This is a genomic window from Geodermatophilus sp. URMC 64 (assembly GCF_053502555.1).
On sequence record NZ_CP199955.1, the window covers coordinates 5,595,618 to 5,618,037 of the forward strand.

Sequence of the window (22,420 nt, forward strand, 5' to 3'; positions counted from 1 at the left end):
CTCACGGTGGGACGTGAGCCAGGACGCGGTGCGGTGAGCTGGGACGGCGCTACTTGGTGGTGGCGATGCCGCCGTCGACGGGGATGACGGCGCCGGTGACGTAGGCGCCGGCCCGGCTGGTCAGGTAGACGACGACACCGGCCATGTCGTCGGGGCGGCCGATGCGGCCCAGCGGCGAGCGGGCGGCGATCTCGGTGCCGAAGGCCTCCAGCGTGGCCGCCATCATCTTCGACTCGAACGGCCCCGGGGCGACGGCGTTGACGGTGATGCGGCGCGGGCCGAGCTCGCGCGCCAGCACCCGCGTCAAGTGGTGCAGCGCCGCCTTCGACGCGGAGTACGAGTAGGTGTGCATCGGCGGCACGTGCAGCCCGTCGATGCTGCCGACGTTCACCACGCGCGCCGGGTCGTCGTCCGTGCCGGCCTCCTCGAGCAGCGGCAGGAACGCGCGGGTGAGGAAGAACGGGGACTTCAGGTTCAGGTCGAGCACCTTGTCCCAGGCCGAGGCGGGGAACTCCTGCAGCGGCGCACCCCAGGTGGCGCCGGCGTTGTTGACCAGGATGTGCAGCTCGTCCTCGCGCTGCCCCACCTCACCGGCCAGGCGACGGCACTCCTCCTCGGTGGACAAATCGGCGGGCACGGCGTGCACGGTGCCGAAGGCGGAGAGCTCCTTGCGGGCCTGCTCGCAGGCCTCCGGCTTGCGGGAGCTGAGGTAGACGCGCGCCCCGGCCTGGAGCAGCCCGCGCGCCATCATCAGGCCGATCCCCCGGGTGCCGCCGGTGACCACGGCCACCTTGCCGGTCAGGTCGAACAGATCCACGTGCCGCCTCCCGCGTCGTCGCGGGGCGCGGAATTGCCGCCCCGGGCGCACCTTATCCAGCGGCCTGAGCAGCGCCGGAGCGGGCGGCTGTGCCAGTCTGCCGATCATGACCGACGCCGCGACCCGGACCGCCGTGGGCGCCAGCAGCGAGGTCGGGACCCTCCGCACCGTGCTGCTGCACCGGCCGGGCCCGGAGCTCTCCCGGCTCACGCCGCGCAACAACGACCAGCTGCTCTTCGACGGCGTGCCGTGGGTTGCGCGGGCGCAGGAGGAGCACGACGCGTTCGCCGAGGCGCTGCGCGACCGCGGCGTCGAGGTGCTGCACCTCGACCGGCTGCTCGCCGACGTCCTCGCCGTCCCCGCCGCCCGGGCCGAGCTCATCGCCGCCGCCGTCGACGACCCCCGGCTCGGGACGACGCTGCGGCGCGCGGCCTCCGCGCAGCTGGCCGACCTGGCCCCCGAGGACCTGGCCGGAGCGCTCATCGCCGGGCTGGCGCACGACGAGCTGCGCGGCGGCTCGGGCCTGGCCTACCAGCTGATGCACCGCTCGGACTTCATCGTCGCGCCGCTGCCCAACCTGCTGTTCACGCGCGACTCCTCGGTGTGGATCGGCGACGAGGTGGCGGTGACCTCGCTGGCCATGCCGGCCCGCCACCGGGAGAGCACGATCACCGCGGCCGTCTACACGCACCACCCACGCTTCGCCGGGGTCGAGCAGCTCTACGGCGCCCACTTCGAGCACCTGGAGGGCGGCGACGTCCTGCTGCTGGCGCCCGGGGTCGTGGCGGTCGGCGTCGGCGAGCGGACGACGGCCGGCGGTGCCGAGCGGCTGGCGCGGCAGCTGTTCAGCCGCGACGTGGCGCACACCGTGCTCGTCGTCCCCATCGCGCAGCAGCGGGCGACCATGCACCTGGACACCATCGCGACGATGGTCGACGTCGACGCCATGGTCATGTACCCGGCCGTCGCCGACTCCCTCGTCGCGTGGACCGTCACCGCCGAGAACCCGGGGGCGGACGCCGGCGAGATCGGGCTGACCGTCCGCGGCCCGGCGCCGTTCCTCACCGCCGCCGCCGACGCCATGGGCATCGACCGGCTGCGGGTCATCGACACCGGGCTGGACCCGGTCACCGCCGAGCGCGAGCAGTGGGACGACGGCAACAACACCCTGGCACTGGCGCCGCGCCTGGCCGTCGCCTACGAGCGCAACACCGTCACCAACGCGGCCCTCGAGGCGGCCGGCATCGAGGTGGTGCGGATCGCGGGCTCCGAGCTCGGCAGCGGCCGCGGCGGCCCGCGGTGCATGAGCTGCCCCGTGGCGCGCGATCCCCTGTAGCTCTCTGAGACAAGGGGTGCGCCGTCGTTCCCCCGTGCACCACGCTCCAGGCACCGCCCCCGGCACGGGGGCCGACCGGCGCCGAGGAGAGACCCATGGCCGACGTGATGCGTGCCTTCGTGATGCTCGAGGTCGGGAAGACCGCCGTGGTGGAGAAGCCCATCCCGACCCCCGGGCCGGAGGAGGCCGTCGTCCGGACGACGGCCTCCCTGGTCTGCACGTCGGACGTGCACACCGTGAAGGGGGCCCTGCCGGTCGAGAACGGCCGCACGCTGGGCCACGAGTCGGTGGGCGTCGTGCACGCGCTCGGCTCGGCGGTGACCGGGTTCAGCGAGGGCCAGCGGGTCGCGGTCAACGCCGTGACGCCGTGCTTCCGGTGCAGCTACTGCCAGCGGGGCTTCCCGAGCCAGTGCGGGGGCGCCCTCGGCGGCTACCGGTACACCGCCCAGATGGACGGCAACATGGCCGAGTACTTCGTCGTCCCGGCGGCCGCGGCCAACCTCACCCCGATCCCGGACGACGTCACCGACGAGCAGGCCGTCTACACCTGCGACATGCTCTCGACCGGGTTCATGGGCGCCGAGCACGCCTACCTGCAGTTCGGCGAGACCGTGGCCGTGTTCGCCCAGGGGCCCGTCGGGCTGTGCGCCACGATGGGGGCCAACCTGCTCGGCGCCGGGCGGGTGATCGCCGTCGAGTCACGACCGGAGCGCAAAGAGATGGCCCGGCGGTTCGGCGCGGACGACGTCGTCGACTTCACCGAGGGCGATCCGGTCGAGCAGATCATGGACCTCACCGGCGGCGAGGGCGTCGACGCGGCCATCGAGGCCTTCGGCTTCCCGGAGACCTTCGAGGGCTGCCTGCGGGTGACCAAGGCCGGCGGCCGGGTCTCCAACATCGGCTACCACGGCGAGAACCCGAATCCCTTGCCGCTGCCGCTGGACGCCTTCGGGCTGGGCATGAACGACAAGGCGATCCACACCGGGCTCTGCCCCGGCGGCAGCGAGCGGATGACCCGGCTGCTGCGGCTGCTGCAGACCGGACGCATCGACCCGACGCCGCTGACCACGCACCGGTTCGGCTTCGACGACGTGGAGCGCGCCTTCGAGATGATGCAGACCAAGGAGGACGGCATCCTCAAACCCCTCATCACCTTCGGCTGAGCCCTGGCCAAAGTGGCCATTTTGGCCCTCCCGGGCGCCGGTCACGGCCGTTGTCCGGGCCAAAATGGCCACTTTGGCCCCAAGGTCAGATGCCTTGGGCGAGGCGGTGGTAGGCGGCGCTCCAGCGCAGCTCCTTGGCCAGCGACCGCCGTGTCGTGTCGGCGTCGATGACCACCAGCTCGGTCGAGAAGACCTCGGCCAGGTCGGTGAGCTCGTCGGCGCCGAGCTGGGTGGACAGCACCGTGTGGTGCGGGCCGCCGGCGGTGAGCCAGCCCTCGGTCGCGGTCGAGAAGTCCGGCCTCGGCTCCCACACCGCGCGCGCCACCGGCAGGTTCGGCAGCGGCTCGTCCGGCTCGACGACGTCGATCTCGTTGGCCACCCAGCGGAACCGGTCGCCGAGGTCCGACCACCCCACGACCACACCGGACGCCGGCGTCGCGGTGAACACCAGCCGCGCCGGGTCCTCCCGGCCCCCGATGCTCAGCGGGTGCACCTCCACGCGGGGCCGCTCGTCGGTGATCGTCGGGCAGACCTCCAGCATGTGCGCGCCGAGGATCTTCGGGGTGTCGGTGTCCAGGTGGTACGTGTAGTCCTCCATGAAGGAGGTCCCGCCCGGCAGCCCGTGCCCGACCACCTTGAGCACGTGCAGCAGCGCGGAGGTCTTCCAGTCCCCTTCGCCGCCGAAGCCGTAGCCGTCGGCCATCAACCGCTGGACGGCGAGGCCGGGCAGCTGGCGCAGGCCGCCGAGGTCCTCGAAGTTCGTGGTGAACGCGCCGAAGTCGCCGTCCTCGAGGAACGTGCGCAGCGCCGCCTCGATCCGCGCCTGGTAGCGCACCGCCTCGTGCTCGGGCCCGCCAGGCTCGGCGCCGTCCCGGAAGTCGTACAGGTCCAGGTACTCCTCGACCAGCGCGTCGACGGCCTTGTCCTCGACCGCGTCGACGACGGCGACCAGGTCGTTGACGCCCCAGGTGTTGACCGAGACGCCGAAGCGCAGCTCGGCCTCCACCTTGTCGCTCTCGGTCACGGCGACGTTGCGCATGTTGTCGCCGAAGCGGGCCAGCTTCAGCGACCGCGCCGCCGCGGCGCCGGCGGCGGCCCGCACCCACGAGCCCACCCGGGCCTGCACGCGCGGGTTGGACACGTGGCCGGCGACCGTCGTCCTCGGCTGGCGGATGCGGGTCAGGATGAACGCGTGCTCGCGGTCGCCGTGGGCGGCCTGGTTGAGGTTCATGAAGTCCATGTCGATCGTCGCCCACGGCAGGGCGGCGTCGGCCTGGGTGTGCAGGTGCAGCAGCGGCTTGCGCAGCGCGTCGATGCCCGAGATCCACATCTTCGACGGCGAGAAGGTGTGCATCCAGGTGATGACGCCGAGGCAGTTCGGGTCCTCGTTGGCCTCACCCATCGCGCGGCGGATCGCGCCGGCGTCCTTGAGCACGGGCTTCCACACCACCCGGACCGGGACGGCGTCGGCGGCATCGAGCCCGGCGGCCACCCGCTGGGACTGCTCGGCGACCTGCTGCAGGGTCTCCTCGCCATAGAGGTCCTGGCTCCCGGTCAGGAACCAGACCTCAGCCCCGGCGAACGGATCGGTGCGCATCAGAGAGACTTCCTCACTGTCCGTAGACGTTCTGGTAGCGGGCGTAGAGCTTGTCGACGTCGGCCTGGTCCATCGGCAGCGGCTCCCCCAGTTGGCGGGAGAAGTGCACGGTGCGCGCGACGTCCTCGGTCATGACGGCGGCCTTGACCGCGGCCTTCGCCGTCGGCCCGATCGTGAAGACGCCGTGGTTGCGCATCAGCACCGCCGGCGACCGGGAGCCGGACAGCGTCTCGACGATGCCGCGGCCGATCGAGTCGTCCCCGATCAGCGCGAACGGACCGACCGGGATCGGGCCGCCGAACTCGTCGGCCATCGCCGTCAGCACGCAGGGGATCTCCTCCGCGCGCGCCGCCCAGGCGGTCGCGTACGGGCTGTGCGTGTGCACCTGGCCGTTGACCTCGGGCATGTTCCGGTAGACGTAGGCGTGCGCGTCGGTGTCGGACGACGGCTTCTTCACGCCGTCCACGGCGTTGCCGTCGAGGTCGCAGACGGTGACGCCCTCCCAGGTCAGCTCGTCGTACTCGACGCCGCTGCCTTTGATGACGAACAGGTCCTCACCGGGCACCCGCTCGGACACGTTGCCCGAGGTCCAGGTGACCAGCTCGTAGCGGGTCAGGTAGGCGTGCAGCCGGGCGACGTGCTCGCGCTGCTCACGGTGGGTGCCACGCTCGGTCAGGGTGCTGGTCATGCCGTTGTCTCCTCGTTCCCCACGTGCTCCACGGCGGCCCGCTCGACCGGCAGCGCCGCGACGTACCGCCGCATGAAGGCGTCGAAGCCGGCGACGTCGTCCGCCTCGGGCTCGGCGGTCTGCAGCCGGACGCCGGTGAACACCGCGGTGTCCAGGTAGTCGGCCAGGTCCTGCTCCGGTGCCCGCCGGACGGCGAAGGCGGCGAGGACGGCCATCCCCCACGCCCCGCCCTCGGCCGCGACGTCGCCGACCGAGACCGGCGTCCCGATCGCCGCGGCCAGGAAGCGCTGCGCCACGCCCTCGGTCTTGAACAGGCCGCCGTGCGCGAACATCCGGTCGAGCCGCACGCCCTCGGCCTTCTGCAGGACGTCCATGCCGATCCGCAGGGTGGCCAGGGACGCGAACAGGTGCGTCCGCATGAACGTGGCGAGGTCGAACCGGCTGCCCGGGGAGCGCACGAACAGCGGCCGCCCCTCCTCCAGGTCGGTGATCGGCTCCCCGGAGAGGTAGTTGTAGGCCAGCAGCCCGCCGCCGTCGCTGGCGCCGCCGAGAGCGGCGGTGAACAGGACCTCGAAGACCGACGACGGGTCGGCCTCGGAACCCAGCGCCCGGGCGAACTCGGTGAACAGCCCCGCCCAGGCGTTCAGCTCACTGGCCCCGTTGTTGCAGTGCACCATGGCCACCGGATCCCCGGCCGGCGTGGTGACCACGTCGAGTTCCCGGTGCATCCGGGTGAGCTCGTGCTCGAGCACGACCATGGCGAAGATGCTGGTCCCCGCGGAGACGTTGCCGGTGCGCGGAGCGACCGAGTTGGTGGCGACCATCCCCGTGCCCGCGTCACCCTCCGGCGGGCAGAGCGGGATGCCGGGACGCAGCCGCCCGGTCGGGTCGAGCAGCTTCGCGCCCGCCTCGGTGAGCTCGCCGGCCGGCCGGCCGGCGACCGCGATCCCGGGCAGCAGGTCGGCGAGGGTCAGCTCGACCCCGGCCTCGGCAGCCAGCTGGTCGAACCGGGACAGCATCGTGGTGTCGTACCCGCCGGTGCCGGTGTCGATCGGGAACATGCCGCTGGCGTCGCCGATGCCGAGGACCTTCTCGCCGGTGAGCTGCCAGTGCACGTACCCGGCCAGGGTCGTCAGGTGGTCCAGCCGGCCGACGTGTTCCTCGCGGTCCAGGATCGCCTGGTAGAGGTGCGCGACGCTCCACCGGTGCGGGATGTTGAAGCCGAACTCCGCGCTCAGCCTCTCCGCTGATCGGCCCGTGTTCGTGTTGCGCCAGGTGCGGAACGGCGTGAGCAGCTCGCCGTCGGCGTCGAACGCCAGGTAGCCGTGCATCATCGCCGACACGCCCAGCGCGCCGACGCCTGCCAGTTCGACCCCGTGGCGTCGCCGCACGTCGTCCGCCAGCGTCGCCACGCTCTGCTGCACCCCGGCCCAGACGGCCTCGAGCGAGTACGTCCACAGCCGGTCGACGAACTGGTTCTCCCAGTCGTGACTGCCGACGGCGAGCGGAGCGTGATCCGGGCCGATCAGCACCGCCTTGATCCGGGTCGAGCCCAGCTCGATGCCCAGGGCCGTGCGACCTCCGGTGATCGCTTCGCCGGCATCCGTCGTCATGTCAGGAGCCCCTTCCGCCCACCGGCACGCGACCGGATGTTAGCGCTAACAGCTCAGGCCGCCTCATCCCCGGTGCGGCACGGGGCCGGTGCTGGAGCGCACCAGCAGGGACGCCGGCACCGGGGCCGGGTGCAACTCCTCGCCCTTGAGCCGGGCCAGCACCAGCTCGACACCGCGGCGGCCGAGCTCGGCGAAGTCCTGCCGCACCGTGGTCAGCGGCGGGGTGAAGTACGGCGCCTCGGGCAGGTCGTCGAAGCCGACGACGCTGACGTCGCGGGGCGCCTCGAGCCCCTCCTCGTGGAAGGCGGCGAGCAGGCCGAGCGCCATCTGGTCGTTGGCCAGGAAGACGGCGGTGATCTCCTCGCCGTCGCGCACCCGGGCGGCGAGCAGCTTGCCCGCGGCGTAGCCCGACGACGGCGTCCAGTCGCCGCGCAGGATCTCCGGCACCGGAGCACCGGCGGCGACCAGCTCGGCCCGCCAGCCCGCGATGCGGTCGCGGGCCTCCTTCGAGTCGGCCGGGCCGGTGACGTGGTGCACCGTGCGGTGGCCCAGCTCCAGCAGGTGCCCCGTGGCCAGCCGGGCGCCGGTCAGCTGGTCCACGCCCACCGCCGGCTCCTCGAGGGCGCCGCCGCTCTGGACGGTGACCAGCGGCACCGGCGCCGAGATGGCGTGCAGCGCCTCGAAGGCATCGTCGTAGGTACCGAGCGCCACGACCGCGTCGACGGACTGCGCGACGAAGCGGTCGATGGCGTCGCGCATCGCCTCCGCGGTCGCGTCGTCCAGGACGGTGACCGCCAGGGCGTAGCCGGCCGCCCGCGCGGCCTGCTCGAGGCCGACCAGCGTCTGCGCCGGGCCGTACTGGTTGATGTTGACCGTGACGAACCCGATCGTCCGCGTCGACCCGGTGACCAGCGCGCGGGCCGCCGTGTTGGGGCGGTAGCCCAGCTCCGAGATGGCGGCGAGCACCCGCTCGCGGGTCAGCGGCGCCACGTTGGGCGAGCCGTTGATGACCCTGGAGACGGTCTGGTGGGAGACACCGGCGCGGGCCGCGACGTCGGACATGACGAGCGCACGAGGCGCTCCATCGGGCTGCACGGGTCTCCCTCCTGGGCGTGGTCGGCTGGGTGCGGGTGCGCGGGGACCGCCCCGGCGCCCGCGGGCGCCGGGGCTGGTCCGCACCTTGCGGTCAGCGGGCGCCGGCGCGCCGCTTGTTGTAGACGTCGAACGCGACGGCCAGCAGCAGCACGAGGCCCTTGACCACCGACTGGACCGACTGGTCGATGCCCATGAGCTGCATGCCGTTGCTCATGACCGCCATGATCAGACCACCGACCATGGCCCCGATCACGGTGCCCACACCGCCGGTGACGGCGGCACCGCCGATGAAGCAGGCCGCGATCGCGTCGAGCTCGAACATGTTCCCGGCCGCGGGCTGCGCGCCGTTCGATCGGGACGAGAACACGATGCCGGCGACGGCGGCGAGCACGCCCATGTTCACGAACAGCCAGAAGTTGACCGCCCGCACCTTGACGCCGGAGAGCGTCGCGGCGGCCAGGTTGCCGCCGATCGCGTACACCTGGCGGCCGAACACGGTCCGCTGGGTGACCAGCGTGTAGGCGAGGATCAGCACAGCCAGGATGATCAGGATGATCGGCAGGCCGCGGGCGTGCGCCAGCTGCCAGGCGAAGGCCATGACCACGGCACCGACCAGGACGATCCGGGCCACGAACAGCGGGAAGGACTCCACCGGCTGCTGGTACTTGATCCGGGCGACGCGGGTTCGGAAGGTGCTGAAGGCGTAACCCACGACCGCGAGCGCGCCGATGAGCAGCGTGAAGGCGTCGTAGCCGTTGCCGCCGATGAGCCCGTTGAGGAAGCCACTGGCGATCTTGCTGTACTCGCTCGGGAACGGCGAGAGCGAGATGTTGTCCAGCACCTGCAGGGTCAGGCCGCGGAACAGCAGCATGCCGGCGAGGGTCACGATGAACGCCGGGATGCCGACGTAGGCCACCCAGAAGCCCTGCCAGAAACCCACGAGCAGGCCCACGCCGAGCGCGGCGAGGATGCCGGCCCACCAGGGCATCCCCTGGCGGATCACGATCACCGCGGAGGTCGCGCCGGTCAGCGCCACCACGGAGCCCACCGAGAGGTCGATGTGCCCGGCGATGATGATCATGACCATGCCGATGGCCAGGATCAGGATGTAGGAGTACTGCAGGACGATGTTCGTGATGTTCCCGGGCGACAGCAGCGTGCCGCCGGTGAGGATCGCGAACAGCGCGATGATGACGACGAACGCGATGTAGATGCCGCTCTGCCGCAGGTTGCGGGTGAACAGCGCCCGGACGTCACTGGTGCCCGTGTGCAGCGCAGCGGCCTGCGCGGTCTCGGTCGCGGACGAGGTCTCTTCCGCCGGCGGCGGCGCGGTCCTGGTCATGCGGCGAGCTCCCTCTCCTTGGTCATGAGCGCCATGAGGCTCTCCTGCGTGGCGTCGGCGACCGGCATCTCGCCTGTGATGCGGCCGGCCGACAGTGTGTAGATGCGGTCGCAGATGCCGAGCAGCTCGGGCAGCTCCGACGAGATGACGAGCACGCCCTTCCCGGCCGCCACCAGCCGGTTGACGATCGTGTAGATCTCGTACTTGGCGCCCACGTCGATACCCCGGGTCGGCTCGTCGAGGATGAGCACATCCGGATCGGTGAACAGCCACTTGGACAGGACGACCTTCTGCTGGTTGCCGCCGGAGAGCTTTCCGACGATCGACAGCACGCTGGGCGCCTTGATGTTCATCTCCTTGCGGTAGCCCTCGGCGACCTTGATCTCCTCGTTGCCGTTGACCCAGCCGCCACCGGCGAGCTTCTTCAGCGCGGCGGCGGAGACGTTGCGGCGGATGTCCTCGATGAGGTTGAGGCCGTACCGCTTGCGGTCCTCGGTGGCGTAGGCGATGCCCGCGTCGATGGCGTCGGCCACGTTGCGCGCCCGGACCTCCTTGCCGTGCACGAAGACCCGGCCGGAGATGTTCCGCCCGTACGAGCGGCCGAAGATGCTCATCGCCAGTTCCGTGCGCCCGGCGCCCATGAGTCCGGCGATGCCGACCACCTCCCCGGCGCGGACGGTGAAGTTGGCACCGTCGACGATCTTGCGGTCCTGCGTCGGGTGCCAGACGGTCCAGTCCTCGACCCGGAGCACTTCCTCGCCGGGGTGGGATTCGCGGTGAGGGTAGAAGCTCTCCAGGTCACGGCCGACCATCCCGCGGATGATCCGCTCCTGGGTGACCTCACCGCGATGGAGGTTCAGCGTCTCGACGGTCTTCCCGTCGCGGATGACGGTGACGTTGTCGGAGACCGCGGTGATCTCGTTCAGCTTGTGCGAGATCATGATGGAGGTGATGCCCTGCTCGCGGAGCCGGCGCAGCAGGTCGAGCAGGTGGGCGGAGTCGTTGTCGTTCAGCGCCGCCGTCGGCTCGTCGAGGATCAGCAGGCGGACGTCCTTGGAGAGCGCCTTGGCGATCTCGACCAGCTGCTGCTTGCCGACGCCGAGCTGGCCGACCGGCGTGACCGGGTTCTCGTCGAGGCCGACCTGCTTGAGCAGCGCGGCGGCGTCGGCGTTGGCCTTGTTCCAGTCGATCAGGCCGCCGCGACCCCTGCGCTCGTTGCCCAGGTAGATGTTCTCGGCGATCGAGAGGTAGGGCACCAGGGCGAGCTCCTGGTGGATGATCACGATGCCGACGTGCTCGCTGTCGCGGATGCCGGAGAAGTGGACCGACTGCCCGTCGTAGATGATCTCGCCGTCGTAGCTGCCGGTCGGGTAGACGCCGGAGAGCACCTTCATCAGCGTCGACTTGCCGGCGCCGTTCTCTCCGCAGATCGCGTGGATCTCGCCCCGCTGGACCGAGAGGTTGACGTTCTCCAGCGCCTTCACGCCGGGGAAGGTCTTGGTGATGCCGCGCATCTCCAGGATGTGGTCGTCCATGGACTCCGTCGTCCTCGCTCTGGCGCGCTGTGTGGGAACTGTGTGGAAGTCAGCATGGCCCCGTCCGGCGGACGTGGCGAGCGGACCCGGAAAGCTGGTGCCGGCCAGGCCCGGCAGCGCCATCGCTGCTGCCGGGCCCGGCCGGGACTCGGGGGTTGTCGGTCAGTCGGACTGACCGGAGGCGACCTCGTCGGCCGTCCAGTAGCCGGTGTCGATCAGTTCCTTCTGGATGTCGTCCTTGAAGACGGTCACGACCGGCAGCAGGTAGGACGGGACGACCTTGACACCGTTGTCGTACGTCTCGGTGTCGTTCGCCTCGGGCTCGCCGCCCTTGAGGAAGGCCTCGGCAGCGACGACGGCCTGCTCGGCCAGGAGACGGGTGTCCTTGAAGATCGTGGAGCTCTGGACACCGTCGTTGATCAGCTTGACCGAGGCGATCTCGGCGTCCTGACCCGTGACCACGGGCATCGGCTTGGGCTGCGAGTCGAGGTTCGGGCCGTAGCCGGCGTTCTGCAGGGCGGTGATGATGCCGCGGGACAGACCGTCGTAGGCCGAGAGGACGCCGTTGACCGTGGAGCCGTCGCTGTAGGCCGAGGTGAGCAGGTCCTCCATGCGCTTCTGGGCGGTCTCCTGCTGCCAGCGCAGGATCGCGCACTGCTCGATGTCGGTCTGGCCCGACTTCACGACCAGCGTGCCGTCGTCGATCTTCGGCTGGAGGACCGACATCGCGCCGTCGAAGAAGAAGTGCGCGTTGTTGTCGTCCAGCGAGCCGGCGAACAGCTCGACGTTGAACGGACCGGTCGCGGTGCCGCCCGGGTTCTCGTCGTTGGCGATGCCCAGGCCGGTGAGCAGCGCGTTGCCCTGCGCGACGCCGACCGCGAAGTTGTCGAAGCTGACGTAGAAGTCGACGTTCTCGCTGTCGCGGATCAGCCGGTCGTACGAGATGACCGGGATGCCCGCGTCGGCCGCGGCCTGCAGCTGGCTCGACAGCGCGGTGCCGTCGATCGCGGCGATGATGAGCAGGTCAGCGCCCTGCGTGATCATCTGGTCCACCTGCTGGGACTGGGTGGGGATGTCGTCGTTCGCGTACTGCAGCTCGACCGTGTAGCCCTTGTCCTCCAGCTGCTCCTTCACGGAGTTGCCGTCGGCGATCCATCGCTCGGAGGTCTGCGTCGGCATCGAGACGCCGATCGTCTGGTCCTCCGGGTTGGCGTTGGCGTCGCCCGCGCTCGAGCTGCCACCGGCGCCGCTGCCGCCACAGGCCACCAGACCCAGCGCCAGCGTCGCGCCCAGGGCGCTCAACCTGAGCTTCTTGCTCACCTGCTCATCTCCTCTTCGAGATCTCTGCCGCCGCTGGGGCGCTCAGGCCCGCTCGTCGCGAGCGGGGTCAGTGTGAGCGTTAACAAGGGGTATACGTCAAGCCCAACCGAGCAGATTGAGATGTCACGATCGGGTAACGCGCTCGTCATCTGAGCCCCCCTTCGCATCTCGCTGGGCTCACATGGCGCGGTCAGTCTCCACCCGCGGTCGAACCTCCGCAGCTCAGCGCAGGGTCACCTGTCGGGAGAGCAGACCGGCCCGGGCGCGACGCTCGTCGGCGCTGAGCGGTTCCGGGACCGCCAGGGCCTGCTCGAGGCGGGTCTGGAACTCGGTCGCCGGGCCGGTCCAGTCGGCCGCCGGGGCGTCGGCGGGCAGGTCCCACACCGGGACGACGAGACCGTGCGCGCGGAAGGCCCCGGCGTAGCGGGTGCCCTCGCCGAGGGTCAGCTCCTCGGCGGCGCGCAGGCGGGCGAGGGCGTCGAGCAGCGGCTCCTCGTCCTCGGGGCGCACCCAGCGCAGGTGGGCGCGCTCGCTGCCGGGCCGCACCCAGTACGCGGCGCCGAGGCCGTCGAGCCGTTCGGTCGGCAGCACCGCCGCGTTGGCCTGCTCGAGGCCGGCCATCGCGGCGGGTCCGGCGTCGGTGCCCTCGAGCCAGAAGCCGAAGTCCGGGTGCACCGTGACCTCGAGCGGTGCGGTGAGGTCGAGCACCTCCTGCAGCCGCGGCCCGGCCGACCCGGCGGCGCCCACCGGGCCCGGGTCGACCGGGGCGCCGGCCGGCGCCTCCAGCGCGGCCGCGAGCGCCGTCCCCAGGTCGCGGCTGACGTCGTCGGAGGAGGCGGGCAGCTGGACGCCGAGCAGGATCTCGCCGTTCGCGCGCACGAGGGCGGGTGCCCCGCCGGGGAGGACGCTGGCGAGCGTGACGTCGCGGCCGTCGGCGGTCCTCAGCGGAGCCGTCGCGGCGGGCACCAGCTCACGGAGGGCGACCCAGTGCGGCTCGCCCGGCAGGCCCTCGAACGGGCGGGCCACCGGCGGCGCGTAGCCGGAGCCGTGGCAGTGCTTGTAGCGCCGACCGGAGCCGCAGGGGCAGGGCGCCTTGGGATTGATCCCGCCTTCGGCGACCTGCGGGGCGGCGGAACGGCGCTTGGTTGCGGAGCGAGCCATGCGCCGAGCCTAGTTAGACGACCCCCTCGCCCCCCGACCCCCGCAGGCTCGGGCGGGACCCTGCGACGGCGGCCGCATCCCGCTCGGCGAGCCGCTGGAGGTTGCGCAGCTGGCGGCGGGCCATCACCAGGTCGCCCAGCGCCATCGCGCGGACGGTCAGCGATGTCGGCAGCGGCAGCGCCGGCGGTGTCCACCGGATGCGCATGAGCAGGTGCGCCCCGCCGTCCCGCGGCGAGACCGCGTAGGTGACCGCGACCCGGCCGAAGACGCCGCGGTGGTCGACGGTGAGGTGCTCGGGCCGCTCGAAGCAGACCACGCGGAAGACCCGCATGGCCGGCTGGCCGACGGCCAGCCGGTCGAGCCCGGGGGTGAGCCGCTGCGGGCTGCGGCGGCCGAGGTTGTCGACGACGTCGTAGGAGTACGGCGCCGCTCGCAGCTGGCACAGCCAGCGGAAGACCAGCTCTGGAGGCGCGGCGACGTCCACCGCCCGGTGCAGCACCACGTCGGCGTCCGGCAGCACCCGGTCGCAGGGCAGCGGACGGCGCAGGTCGTCGTCCGTCGCACCCCAGGCGTTCACCGCTCGAGCGAGGGTCACGGCGGTGACCTTGCCACCTACGCTGCCCTCCGTGACCGAGGTTGCCGCTCCGCTCGACCTCACCGACCCGGCGGTGGTGGCCGATCCGTACCCGGCCTTCGCGCGGGCCCGCGCGGTCGCCCCGGTGCAGTGGCACGAGGGGCTGCAGCTGTGGCTGGCGTTCACGCACGCGGAGGCCAACGCCGTCCTGCGGGACCGCCGGCTGGGCCGGATCTGGCGCGACAAGGAGCCGGCCGAGCGGTTCGGCCAGTTCAACCTGATCCACCGCAACGCGATCCTCGAGGTGGAGCCGCCGGAGCACACCCGGCTGCGCCGGCTGGTCAGCTCCGCGTTCGCCCGCGGGCACGTGAAGCGGCTGCGGCCGTGGGTCGAGGAGCTGGCCGGCAACCTCGTCGACGGGCTGGTCGAGCGCTCCGCCGGGGCCGAGCCGGTCGACGTCCTGTCGGGGATGGCCGAGCACCTGCCGGTCGCGGTGATCGCCGAGCTGCTGGGGGTGCCCGACGTCGACCGCCCGAGCCTGCGGCCCTGGTCGAACGCGATCGTCAAGATGTACGAGTACGGGCGGACGACGGCGGTGGAGGACGCCGCCGAGCAGGCCGCCGCCGAGTTCGTCGAGTACCTGCGCGCGTTGGCCGCCGACCGGCGCAAGCACCTCGGCGACGACCTGATCAGCCACCTGGTGTCGGTGCGCGACTCCGACGGCGACCGGCTCAGCGAGGACGAGCTGGTCACCACGTGCATCCTGCTGCTCAACGCCGGACACGAGGCGACGGTCAACGTCTCCGGCAACGGCCTGCTCGCGCTGCTCGAGCACCCCGACCAGATGCAGCGGCTGCGCGACGACCCCGGCCTGCTGCCCACCGCGATCGAGGAGCTCATGCGCTTCGACTCGCCGCTGCAGCTGTTCGAGCGCACCGCCACGGAGGACGTCGAGATCGGCGGGGTCACCGTGGCGGCCGGGCAGAAGATCGCCGCGCTGCTCGGGGCGGCCAACCGCGACCCGGCGGTGTTCGCCGAGCCCGACACCCTCGACGTCGGCCGCACCGACAACCCGCACATCTCCTTCGGTGCGGGCATCCACTTCTGCATCGGCGCACCGCTGGCCCGCGTGGAGCTGCAGGCCTCCTTCGGCGCGCTGCTCTCCCGCACGTCGCGGCTGGAGCTGGACCGGCCCGCGCGGCGTCGTCCGGAGTTCGTGATCCGCGGCCTGGCCGACCTGCCCGTCGTCCTCACGCGGTGACCGACGCCGTCCTGGACCGGCTGCGGGCGCTGGCCGACCCGTCGCGGCTGCCGGGGATGGCCCGCTACGGCATCGGCGGCGGCGCCGCGCTCGGCGTCACCGTCGCCGAGCTGCGGGTGCTGGCGAAGGAGCTGGGCCGCTCGCACGAGCTGGCCGCCGGGCTGTGGGCGTCCGGGATCCACGAGGCCCGGCTCCTGGCCGGCCTGGTCGAGGAGCCGGCCGCCGCCGACGCCGACCAGCTCGACGCGTGGGCCGCCGACTTCCGGTCGTGGGACCTCTGCGACCAGGTCTGCCAGAACCTCGTCCGCCACACCCCGTTCGCGTGGGACAAGGCACTGGAGTGGAGCGCGCGGCCGGAGCCGTACGTGAAGCGCGCCGGCTTCGCGGTCATGGCCGGCCTCGCCGTGTCGGACAAACGGGCGGACGACGACCGGTTCGAGGCGTTCCTGCACGCCGTCGCGGAACGGGGGGACGACGAGCGCCCCGTCGTCCGCAAGGGGGCGAGCTGGGCGCTGCGCCAGATCGGCAAGCGGAACCCCGCGCTGCGCGCCCGCGCCGTCGAGACCGCCCTGGCGCTGCGCGAGGGCGGTCGCGGTGCCCGGTGGGTGGGCGCGGACGCGCTGCGCGAGCTGCGCCGCTGATACGGCTGACCGCGGCGACCGAGCCCGTGGATCGCGGGCGAGGTGGCTGGCACCATTCCGCCATGCGTGGGCGGATGCAGCGGTACCCCCTGACGATCGACGGCATCTTCCGGCACGTCGAGCGGCACTTCGGCGACGCGACGGTGGCGTCCAACGGGCCGAACGGGCTCAGCCGGATGACGTACGCGGAGTGGGCGCACCGGACCCGGCGGCTGGGCGGGGTCCTCGACACCCTCGGCATCAGCGCCGACGGCCGGGTGGGGACGTTCGCATGGAACTCCGCCCGTCACATGGAGCTCTACTTCGCGGCGCCCTGCACCGGCCGGGTGCTGCACACGCTGAACATCCGGCTCTTCCCCGAGCAGCTGACCTACATCGCCAACCACGCCGAGGACGAGGTCGTCTTCGTCGACCGCAGCCTGCTGCCGCTGCTGTGGCCGCTGATCGACACCATGAAGACCGTCCACCACGTCGTCGTCATGGACGACGGCGGCAACAACGAGATCCCCGACGACCCGCGGGTGCAGGACTACGAGACCCTGCTCACCGAGGCGTCCCCCGTCGACTTCTCCGTGGACGACGAGGACCAGGCCGCGTCGATGTGCTACACGAGCGGTACCACCGGCAACCCCAAGGGCGTCGTCTACTCCCACCGCTCCACCTGGCTGCACACCATGGCGGTGCTCGGCGGCAACGCGCTCGGGCTCAGCCCGAAGGACGTCGCCATGGCCATCGTGCCGATGTTCCACGCGAACGCCTGGGGCATCCCCTACGCCGCCCCCGCCGCCGGGGCGAGCCTCGTCTTCCCGGGGCCGATGATGCAGCCCGAGGCGCTGGCCGACCTCATCGTCAGCGAGGGCGTGACGTTCACCGCCGGCGTCCCGACCATCTGGCAGGGTGCGCTGCCGCACCTGGCCGGCCGCGAGCACCGGCTGCGGCTGATCACCTGCGGCGGCTCCGCCGTGCCGAAGTCGCTGTCGGAGGCCTACCGCGAGCAGGTCGGGCTGCCGCTGCTGCAGGGCTGGGGCATGACCGAGACCTCGCCGGTCGCGTCGCTGGCGGTGGTGCCGCCCCGGTTCGCCGACGCCGACGAGGAGGCCAAGGCGACCCAGCGGGCCCGCGCCGGCACCCCGCTCCTGGGTGTCGAGGCGCGCATCGTCGAGCCGGGCACCACCGAGGAGCTGCCCTGGGACGACACGGTCACCGGCGAGCTGCAGGTGCGCGGCCCGTGGTGCGCGGAGGACTACCACGACCCCGAGAACCCCGGCGCGCTGACCACCGAGGACGGCTGGATGCGGACCGGCGACGTCGCGGCGATGGACGCCTACGGCTCGATCCGCATCGCCGACCGCACGAAGGACCTGATCAAGTCCGGCGGCGAGTGGATCAGCTCGGTGGACCTGGAGAACGCGATCATGAGCCATCCCGCCGTCGCGGAGGCCGCGGTCGTCGGCATCCCGCACCCGAAGTGGGACGAGCGCCCGCTCGCCTGCGTCGTCCTCAAGCCCGGGCGGACGGCGACGGAGGAGGAGATCCTCGAGCACCTCCGGCCGCTGGTCGCCAAGTGGTGGCTGCCCGACGCGGTGGAGTTCATCGACGAGGTGCCCAAGACCAGCGTCGGCAAGTTCTCCAAGAAGGACCTGCGCAGCCGCTACGCCGACTACCAGCTGCCTACCTGATCGCTCCGGGCGCCCGGAGCGGTGCAGCTCCCGGCGCCGAAAGCGGAACGGGGGTGCGGTGGAACGTGAGCCGGGTCACTGGCACGATGCGGCCATGCGCGGGCTCATGCAGGACTTTCCTCTCACGATCGATGCGATCTTCCGGCACGTGGAGCAGCACTACGGCGACGGGACGATCGTCACCAACGGGCCGGACGGGATCACCCGCTCCACGTACGCGGAGTGGGCGGATCGCACCCGCCGGCTCGGTGGCGTGCTGGACACGCTGGGCATCAGCGCCGACGGGCGGGTCGGGACGTTCGGCTGGAACAGCCAGCGCCACCTGGAGCTCTACTTCGCCGCGCCGTCCACCGGCCGGGTGCTGCACACGCTGAACATCCGGCTCTTCCCCGAGCAGCTGACCTACATCGCCAACCACGCCGAGGACGAGGTCGTCTTCGTCGACCGCACGGTGCTGCCGCTGCTGTGGCCGCTGATCGACACGATGAAGACCATCCAGCACGTCGTGGTGATGGACGACGGCGGGGACAACGAGATCCCCGACGACCCGCGGGTGCAGGACTACGAGACGCTGCTCGCCGACGCCTCGCCGGTCGACTTCCACGTCGAGGACGAGAACCGGGCCGCGTCGATGTGCTACACGAGCGGCACCACCGGCAACCCCAAGGGCGTCGTCTACTCCCACCGCTCCACGTGGCTGCACACGATGGGCGTGATCGCGCCGAACGCGTTCGGCCTGGGCATCCGCGACGTCGCGATGCCGGTCGTGCCGATGTTCCACGCCAACGCGTGGGGCATCGCCCAGGCCGCGCCGGCGGCGGGCGCCTCCCTCGTCATGCCGGGCTCGATGATGCAGCCCGAGGCCCTGGCCAAGATGATCATCGAGGAGGGCGTCACCTTCACCGCCGGCGTGCCCACCATCTGGCAGGGCGTGCTGCCGCACCTGGCCGGCAAGCCGCACAAGCTCCGCGACATCGGCTGCGGCGGCTCGGCGGTGCCGAAGGCGCTGTCGGAGGCCTACCGCGAGCAGGTCGGGCTGCCGATCCTGCAGGCCTGGGGCATGACCGAGACCCACCCGGTCGCGTCGTCCGGCATCCTGCCCAGGCGCTACGAGGACGCCGACGACGAGACCAAGGCGACCCAGCGCGCCCGCGCCGGCATCCCGTTCCTCGGGGTCGAGGCGCGCATCGTCGACGCGGACTCGATGGAGCCGCAGCCGTGGGACGACAAGGCCACCGGCGAGCTGCAGGTCCGCGGGCCGTGGTGCGCGAAGGACTACTACAACCCCGACGCCGGCGTGACGCTCACGACCGACGACGGCTGGATGCGCACCGGCGACGTCGCGGCCATGGACGCCTACGGCTCGATCCGCATCGCCGACCGCACCAAGGACCTGATCAAGTCCGGCGGCGAGTGGATCAGCTCGGTCGACCTCGAGAACGCGATCATGAGCCACCCGAAGGTGAAGGAGGCCGCGGTCGTCGGCATCCCGCACCCGAAGTGGGACGAGCGGCCGCTGGCCTGCGTCGTCCTCAAGGAGGGCGAGGAGTCCAGCGCGGAGGAGATCCTCGAGTTCCTCAAGCCGAAGGTGGCCAAGTGGTGGCTGCCCGACGCCGTCGAGTTCATCGACGAGGTCCCCAAGACCAGCGTCGGCAAGTTCTCCAAGAAGGACCTGCGCTCGCGCTTCGCCGAGTACGAGCTGAAGTCCTGACCGTCCGGGGTCTGGTCGCGGGTCACCCGGCGACCAGACCCCGGGTGGCCGGCACCAGCCCCCCCACGACCAGCACGAGCGCGGCGGTCGCCACGGGCAGGACACGGGGCCAGCCGGGCCGCGCGGCGTCGCGCCGTCGCCCGCCGCTCGAGGCGGTCGCGCAGCCGGACCAGGACGAGGCCGACGGCGGTCAGCGTCGCCGCCATGCCCGCGCCGTAGGCCAGCACGAGGACGACGCCGAAGGCCGTCCGCCCCAGACCGACCGACGCGAGCAGCACGATCAGCGCGGACGGGCTCGGGACGAGGCCGCCCGCGACGCCCATCCCGATCAGCCCACTGTCACGTTCGCGGCGTGACCGTCCGCCTACGCATAGGTAGCACACAGCGGGCCGAAAGACCCGGCTCGCGACGTGCGGCGGGTTCCCGGGGGCTCAGCGCACGAAGGGGGGCTGGCCGGTCTCGCTCACCATGGGCCGGCCGGCCGCCTCCCACTCCCCCATGCCGCCGCCGACGTTGACCGCGTCGTAGCCGTTCTGGTTCAGCCACGCGGCCACCCGCGCCGAGCGGCCGCCGCCGCGGCAGGCCACGTAGAGGGGCTCGCCCTCGGGCAGGTCGTCGAGCCGGGCGGGGACGTCGCCCATCGGGATGTGGGTCGCGCCCTCGATGTGGCCGGCCACCCACTCGTCGTCCTCGCGGACGTCGAGGACGACGGCGTCCTCGGGCAGTTCGGAGGCGGGCACGGTCGGGACCTGCAGCGGCATCACGCCGTCCATTCTGCAACGGCGCCCGCCCCACCTCGCGCGGCGCACGACGGTGCGACGATGCCGGTCGTGGGCACGGTGTGCCGGGCCGAGGTCCTGGGCGCCCTCTCACTGGCCACCGACCTCGGCATGGGCCAGCCCCTGGAGCACGGCCTGCGCGCGGCGGTGGTCGCCGTCCGGCTCGGCGAGGCCGCCGGCGCGGAGCCACGAGTGATCAACCAGGCGCACACGCTGTCGCTGCTGCGGTTCATCGGCTGCACCGCCGACGCCCACACCCAGGCGCACTTCTACGGCGACGAGATCCGGGCGAGCGCCGCCATCACGCCGGCGTTCTACGGCCGACCGGTCGAGGCGCTGCGGGTCATGGTGCAGCAGGTGGCGGCGGAGTCGCCTGTGCCGACCCGCCTCCGGCGGCTGGCGGAGTTCGGCGCGACGTCGCGCCGCCGCTTCCTCCAGGGCGTGCTCGGGCACTGCGAGGTCGCCCGGATGCTCGCGGAACAGCTCGGGATCGACACCGAGATCCAGGCGTTGCTGACCCAGGTCTTCGAGCGCTGGGACGGCCGCGGCATGCCCGCCGGCCTGCGCGGCGAGGAGATCGCGCTCCCGGCCCGGATCATGCACATCGCGCGCGACGCGGCCGCGGTCCATTTCGCGGCCGGACGTCCTGCAGCGGTGGAGGTGGTGCGTCGGCGCGGCGGGGGCGGGTTCGATCCGCGCCTGGCGGCCACGTTCTGCGCCCACGCGGCACACATCCTGGAGCCGCTGGACCGACCGTCGGTCTGGGATCTGGCCATCGGCGCCGAGCCGGGCGGCAGAGCGGTGCTGGACGACGCGGCGATCGACCGCGCCTGCGCCGCGATGGCCGACTTCACCGACCTCAAGTCCTTCCACACGCCCGGGCACTCACGCGCCGTCGCCGATCTCGCCGCCGCCGCCGCCGAGCGGCTCGGGTTGCCGGCGCAGCAGGTGTCGGCCGTCCGCCGGGCCGGCCTGGTGCACGACCTCGGCCGCGTCGCGGTTCCCGTCACCGTCTGGGACAAGGCCGGTCCGCTCACCCGGGACGAGTGGGAGAAGGTCCGGTTGCACGCCTACCTCACGGGGCGGGTGCTGGAACCCTCGCCATTCCTGCGGTCGCTCGCCACGACGGCGTCGAGCCACCACGAGCGGCTCGACGGCTCGGGGTACCACCGCGGCAGCCGGGCGGACGCGCAGCCTCTCGTCGCACGGCTGCTTGCGGCGGCCGACGTGTACCAGGCGATGACGGAGACCCGCGCGCATCGGCCACCGGTCCCCAGGCAGGCCGCGGCGCGGGGACTGCTGGACGGGGTGCGTGGGGGAGCCCTGGACGGCTCGGCGGTCGACGCCGTGCTCGCGGTCGCCGGTCATGTCTCCGCCAGCCGCCGGACGGCGCACGTCGCGGGGCTCACCGACCGCGAGACGGAGGTGCTCGTCCTGCTCGCCCACGGCCTCACCACCCGGCAGATCGCCCGCCGGCTGGGCATGGCGCCGAAGACGGCGGACCACCACATCCAGCGCATCTACGCGAAGCTCGGGGTCTCCACCCGCGCCGCCGCCACCGTGTTCGCGATGCAGCACGACCTCGTCCCGGCCTGATCGGGAGAACTCCCGATGTGCCGGCGTCCCCGCCGCCGCACGGTCGGGACGTCCCGGACGGGACATCCCGCGGGCGGATCGGGGAGGCATCGTGTCCATCGACGACAACAAGGCGCTCTACACGCGGTGGTTCGACAGCGTGGTGAACACCGGGGACCTGGCGCGGGCGGAGGAACTGCTCGCCTCGGACTACGTCCTGCACTTCCCGGGACTGCCCGGCCCGGCCGACCGGCGGATGCACCAGCAGCTCGTCGCGATGTTCCGGACCGGCTTCCCCGACTGGGTGGAGACCGTCGAGGACGTCGTCGCCGAGGGCGACCGGGTCGTCGTCCGGCTCGTCGGTCGCGGCACCCACCTCGGGGAGTTCCAGGGCATCCCGCCGACCGGACGGCGGGTCGAGGCGCAGGGAATCGGGATGGGCCGGATCGCCGACGGCCGGATCGCCGAGGCGTGGGCCGCCTACGACGCCCTCGGCCTCCTGCAGCAGATCGGGGCCCTGCCCGGCACCTGAG

At 72.2% G+C, this 22,420-nt stretch carries 20 protein-coding genes; 9 read left to right on the plus strand and 11 right to left on the minus strand.

Annotated features, from left to right (window positions below; genetic code table 11):
- Positions 1-49: 49 nt before the first annotated feature.
- Positions 50-817 (minus strand): SDR family oxidoreductase, encoded by a 768-nt coding sequence (locus ACWIYF_RS27440; RefSeq protein WP_448625994.1) that lies wholly within the window; start codon positions 815-817, stop codon positions 50-52.
- Positions 818-923: 106 nt separating this feature from the next.
- On the opposite strand from ACWIYF_RS27440, the gene ACWIYF_RS27445 reads away from it, so the two are divergent.
- Both ACWIYF_RS27445 and ACWIYF_RS27450 read left to right on the plus strand, forming a co-directional pair.
- The gene (locus tag ACWIYF_RS27445; protein WP_448625995.1) at positions 924-2,153 is read left to right on the plus strand and encodes an arginine deiminase; all 1,230 of its coding nucleotides are present in this window, start codon (positions 924-926) and stop codon (positions 2,151-2,153) included.
- Between the two features lie 95 nt (positions 2,154-2,248).
- On the plus strand, positions 2,249-3,316 hold the full coding sequence (locus ACWIYF_RS27450) for an NAD(P)-dependent alcohol dehydrogenase (protein WP_448625996.1): 1,068 nt from the start codon (positions 2,249-2,251) through the stop codon (positions 3,314-3,316).
- Positions 3,317-3,401: 85 nt separating this feature from the next.
- On the opposite strand, the gene araA is transcribed toward ACWIYF_RS27450, so the two are convergent.
- From araA to ACWIYF_RS27495, 9 genes are all read right to left on the minus strand, one after another.
- Positions 3,402-4,913, minus strand: coding sequence for an L-arabinose isomerase (gene araA, locus ACWIYF_RS27455; protein ID WP_448625997.1), 1,512 nt, complete (start codon positions 4,911-4,913; stop codon positions 3,402-3,404).
- 13 nt (positions 4,914-4,926) lie between these two features.
- On the minus strand, positions 4,927-5,601 hold the full coding sequence (locus ACWIYF_RS27460) for an L-ribulose-5-phosphate 4-epimerase (protein ID WP_448625998.1): 675 nt from the start codon (positions 5,599-5,601) through the stop codon (positions 4,927-4,929).
- Positions 5,598-7,214 (minus strand): xylulokinase, encoded by a 1,617-nt coding sequence (locus ACWIYF_RS27465; RefSeq protein WP_448625999.1) that lies wholly within the window; start codon positions 7,212-7,214, stop codon positions 5,598-5,600. Before ACWIYF_RS27465 ends, ACWIYF_RS27460 begins: the two co-directional genes overlap by 4 nt.
- A gap of 63 nt (positions 7,215-7,277) precedes the next feature.
- On the minus strand, positions 7,278-8,309 hold the full coding sequence (locus tag ACWIYF_RS27470) for a LacI family DNA-binding transcriptional regulator (RefSeq protein WP_448626000.1): 1,032 nt from the start codon (positions 8,307-8,309) through the stop codon (positions 7,278-7,280).
- A 91-nt stretch (positions 8,310-8,400) separates the two neighbouring features.
- Complete coding sequence (mmsB, locus tag ACWIYF_RS27475; protein ID WP_448626001.1) at positions 8,401-9,651, minus strand: multiple monosaccharide ABC transporter permease; 1,251 nt, start codon at positions 9,649-9,651, stop codon at positions 8,401-8,403.
- Complete coding sequence (gene mmsA / locus ACWIYF_RS27480) at positions 9,648-11,186, minus strand: multiple monosaccharide ABC transporter ATP-binding protein (RefSeq protein ID WP_448626002.1); 1,539 nt, start codon at positions 11,184-11,186, stop codon at positions 9,648-9,650. The genes mmsB and mmsA overlap by 4 nt, the downstream gene beginning before the upstream one ends.
- Before the next feature lie 162 nt (positions 11,187-11,348).
- Positions 11,349-12,506, minus strand: a complete 1,158-nt coding sequence (gene chvE / locus ACWIYF_RS27485) for a multiple monosaccharide ABC transporter substrate-binding protein (RefSeq protein ID WP_448626003.1) — start codon at positions 12,504-12,506, stop codon at positions 11,349-11,351.
- A 222-nt stretch (positions 12,507-12,728) separates the two neighbouring features.
- The gene (locus ACWIYF_RS27490; RefSeq protein ID WP_448626004.1) at positions 12,729-13,667 is read right to left on the minus strand and encodes a DUF5926 family protein; all 939 of its coding nucleotides are present in this window, start codon (positions 13,665-13,667) and stop codon (positions 12,729-12,731) included.
- A 13-nt stretch (positions 13,668-13,680) separates the two neighbouring features.
- A complete protein-coding gene (locus ACWIYF_RS27495; RefSeq protein WP_448626005.1) occupies positions 13,681-14,262 on the minus strand; it encodes a hypothetical protein in 582 nt (193 codons plus the stop codon).
- A gap of 31 nt (positions 14,263-14,293) precedes the next feature.
- Between ACWIYF_RS27495 and ACWIYF_RS27500 the strand changes: the two genes are divergently transcribed.
- The 5 genes from ACWIYF_RS27500 to ACWIYF_RS27520 all read left to right on the plus strand — a co-directional run bounded on the left by ACWIYF_RS27500 (position 14,294) and on the right by ACWIYF_RS27520 (position 19,889).
- On the plus strand, positions 14,294-15,502 hold the full coding sequence (locus ACWIYF_RS27500; RefSeq protein ID WP_448626006.1) for a cytochrome P450: 1,209 nt from the start codon (positions 14,294-14,296) through the stop codon (positions 15,500-15,502).
- Positions 15,499-16,143, plus strand: a complete 645-nt coding sequence (locus ACWIYF_RS27505; protein ID WP_448626007.1) for a DNA alkylation repair protein — start codon at positions 15,499-15,501, stop codon at positions 16,141-16,143. The genes ACWIYF_RS27500 and ACWIYF_RS27505 overlap by 4 nt, the downstream gene beginning before the upstream one ends.
- A gap of 62 nt (positions 16,144-16,205) precedes the next feature.
- Positions 16,206-17,822, plus strand: coding sequence for a long-chain fatty acid--CoA ligase (locus ACWIYF_RS27510; RefSeq protein ID WP_448626008.1), 1,617 nt, complete (start codon positions 16,206-16,208; stop codon positions 17,820-17,822).
- A gap of 94 nt (positions 17,823-17,916) precedes the next feature.
- Positions 17,917-19,533, plus strand: coding sequence for a long-chain fatty acid--CoA ligase (locus ACWIYF_RS27515; protein ID WP_448626009.1), 1,617 nt, complete (start codon positions 17,917-17,919; stop codon positions 19,531-19,533).
- A gap of 44 nt (positions 19,534-19,577) precedes the next feature.
- Complete coding sequence (locus ACWIYF_RS27520) at positions 19,578-19,889, plus strand: hypothetical protein (protein ID WP_448626010.1); 312 nt, start codon at positions 19,578-19,580, stop codon at positions 19,887-19,889.
- Between the two features lie 75 nt (positions 19,890-19,964).
- Here the strand turns inward: ACWIYF_RS27520 and ACWIYF_RS27525 are convergent, their stop codons facing one another.
- Complete coding sequence (locus tag ACWIYF_RS27525) at positions 19,965-20,294, minus strand: rhodanese-like domain-containing protein (protein WP_448626011.1); 330 nt, start codon at positions 20,292-20,294, stop codon at positions 19,965-19,967.
- Between the two features lie 60 nt (positions 20,295-20,354).
- On the opposite strand from ACWIYF_RS27525, the gene ACWIYF_RS27530 reads away from it, so the two are divergent.
- Together ACWIYF_RS27530 and ACWIYF_RS27535 are read left to right on the plus strand one after the other, a co-directional pair.
- Positions 20,355-21,908 (plus strand): HD domain-containing phosphohydrolase, encoded by a 1,554-nt coding sequence (locus tag ACWIYF_RS27530; protein WP_448626012.1) that lies wholly within the window; start codon positions 20,355-20,357, stop codon positions 21,906-21,908.
- Positions 21,909-21,999: 91 nt separating this feature from the next.
- On the plus strand, positions 22,000-22,419 hold the full coding sequence (locus ACWIYF_RS27535; RefSeq protein WP_448626013.1) for an ester cyclase: 420 nt from the start codon (positions 22,000-22,002) through the stop codon (positions 22,417-22,419).
- Position 22,420: the final 1 nt, after the last annotated feature.

Bases quoted from the DNA above. Each gene is read 5' to 3' on its own strand.
- ACWIYF_RS27445 (WP_448625995.1), top strand. From the start codon at position 924: ATGACCGACGCCGCGACCCGGACCGCCGTGGGCGCCAGCAGCGAGGTC.
- ACWIYF_RS27450 (WP_448625996.1), top strand. From the start codon at position 2,249: ATGGCCGACGTGATGCGTGCCTTCGTGATGCTCGAGGTCGGGAAGACC.
- araA (WP_448625997.1), bottom strand. From the start codon at position 4,913: ATGCGCACCGATCCGTTCGCCGGGGCTGAGGTCTGGTTCCTGACCGGG.
- ACWIYF_RS27460 (WP_448625998.1), bottom strand. From the start codon at position 5,601: ATGACCAGCACCCTGACCGAGCGTGGCACCCACCGTGAGCAGCGCGAG.
- ACWIYF_RS27465 (WP_448625999.1), bottom strand. From the start codon at position 7,214: ATGACGACGGATGCCGGCGAAGCGATCACCGGAGGTCGCACGGCCCTG.
- mmsB (WP_448626001.1), bottom strand. From the start codon at position 9,651: ATGACCAGGACCGCGCCGCCGCCGGCGGAAGAGACCTCGTCCGCGACC.
- mmsA (WP_448626002.1), bottom strand. From the start codon at position 11,186: ATGGACGACCACATCCTGGAGATGCGCGGCATCACCAAGACCTTCCCC.
- ACWIYF_RS27490 (WP_448626004.1), bottom strand. From the start codon at position 13,667: ATGGCTCGCTCCGCAACCAAGCGCCGTTCCGCCGCCCCGCAGGTCGCC.
- ACWIYF_RS27510 (WP_448626008.1), top strand. From the start codon at position 16,206: ATGCGTGGGCGGATGCAGCGGTACCCCCTGACGATCGACGGCATCTTC.
- ACWIYF_RS27515 (WP_448626009.1), top strand. From the start codon at position 17,917: ATGCGCGGGCTCATGCAGGACTTTCCTCTCACGATCGATGCGATCTTC.
- ACWIYF_RS27525 (WP_448626011.1), bottom strand. From the start codon at position 20,294: ATGCCGCTGCAGGTCCCGACCGTGCCCGCCTCCGAACTGCCCGAGGAC.
- ACWIYF_RS27530 (WP_448626012.1), top strand. From the start codon at position 20,355: ATGCCGGTCGTGGGCACGGTGTGCCGGGCCGAGGTCCTGGGCGCCCTC.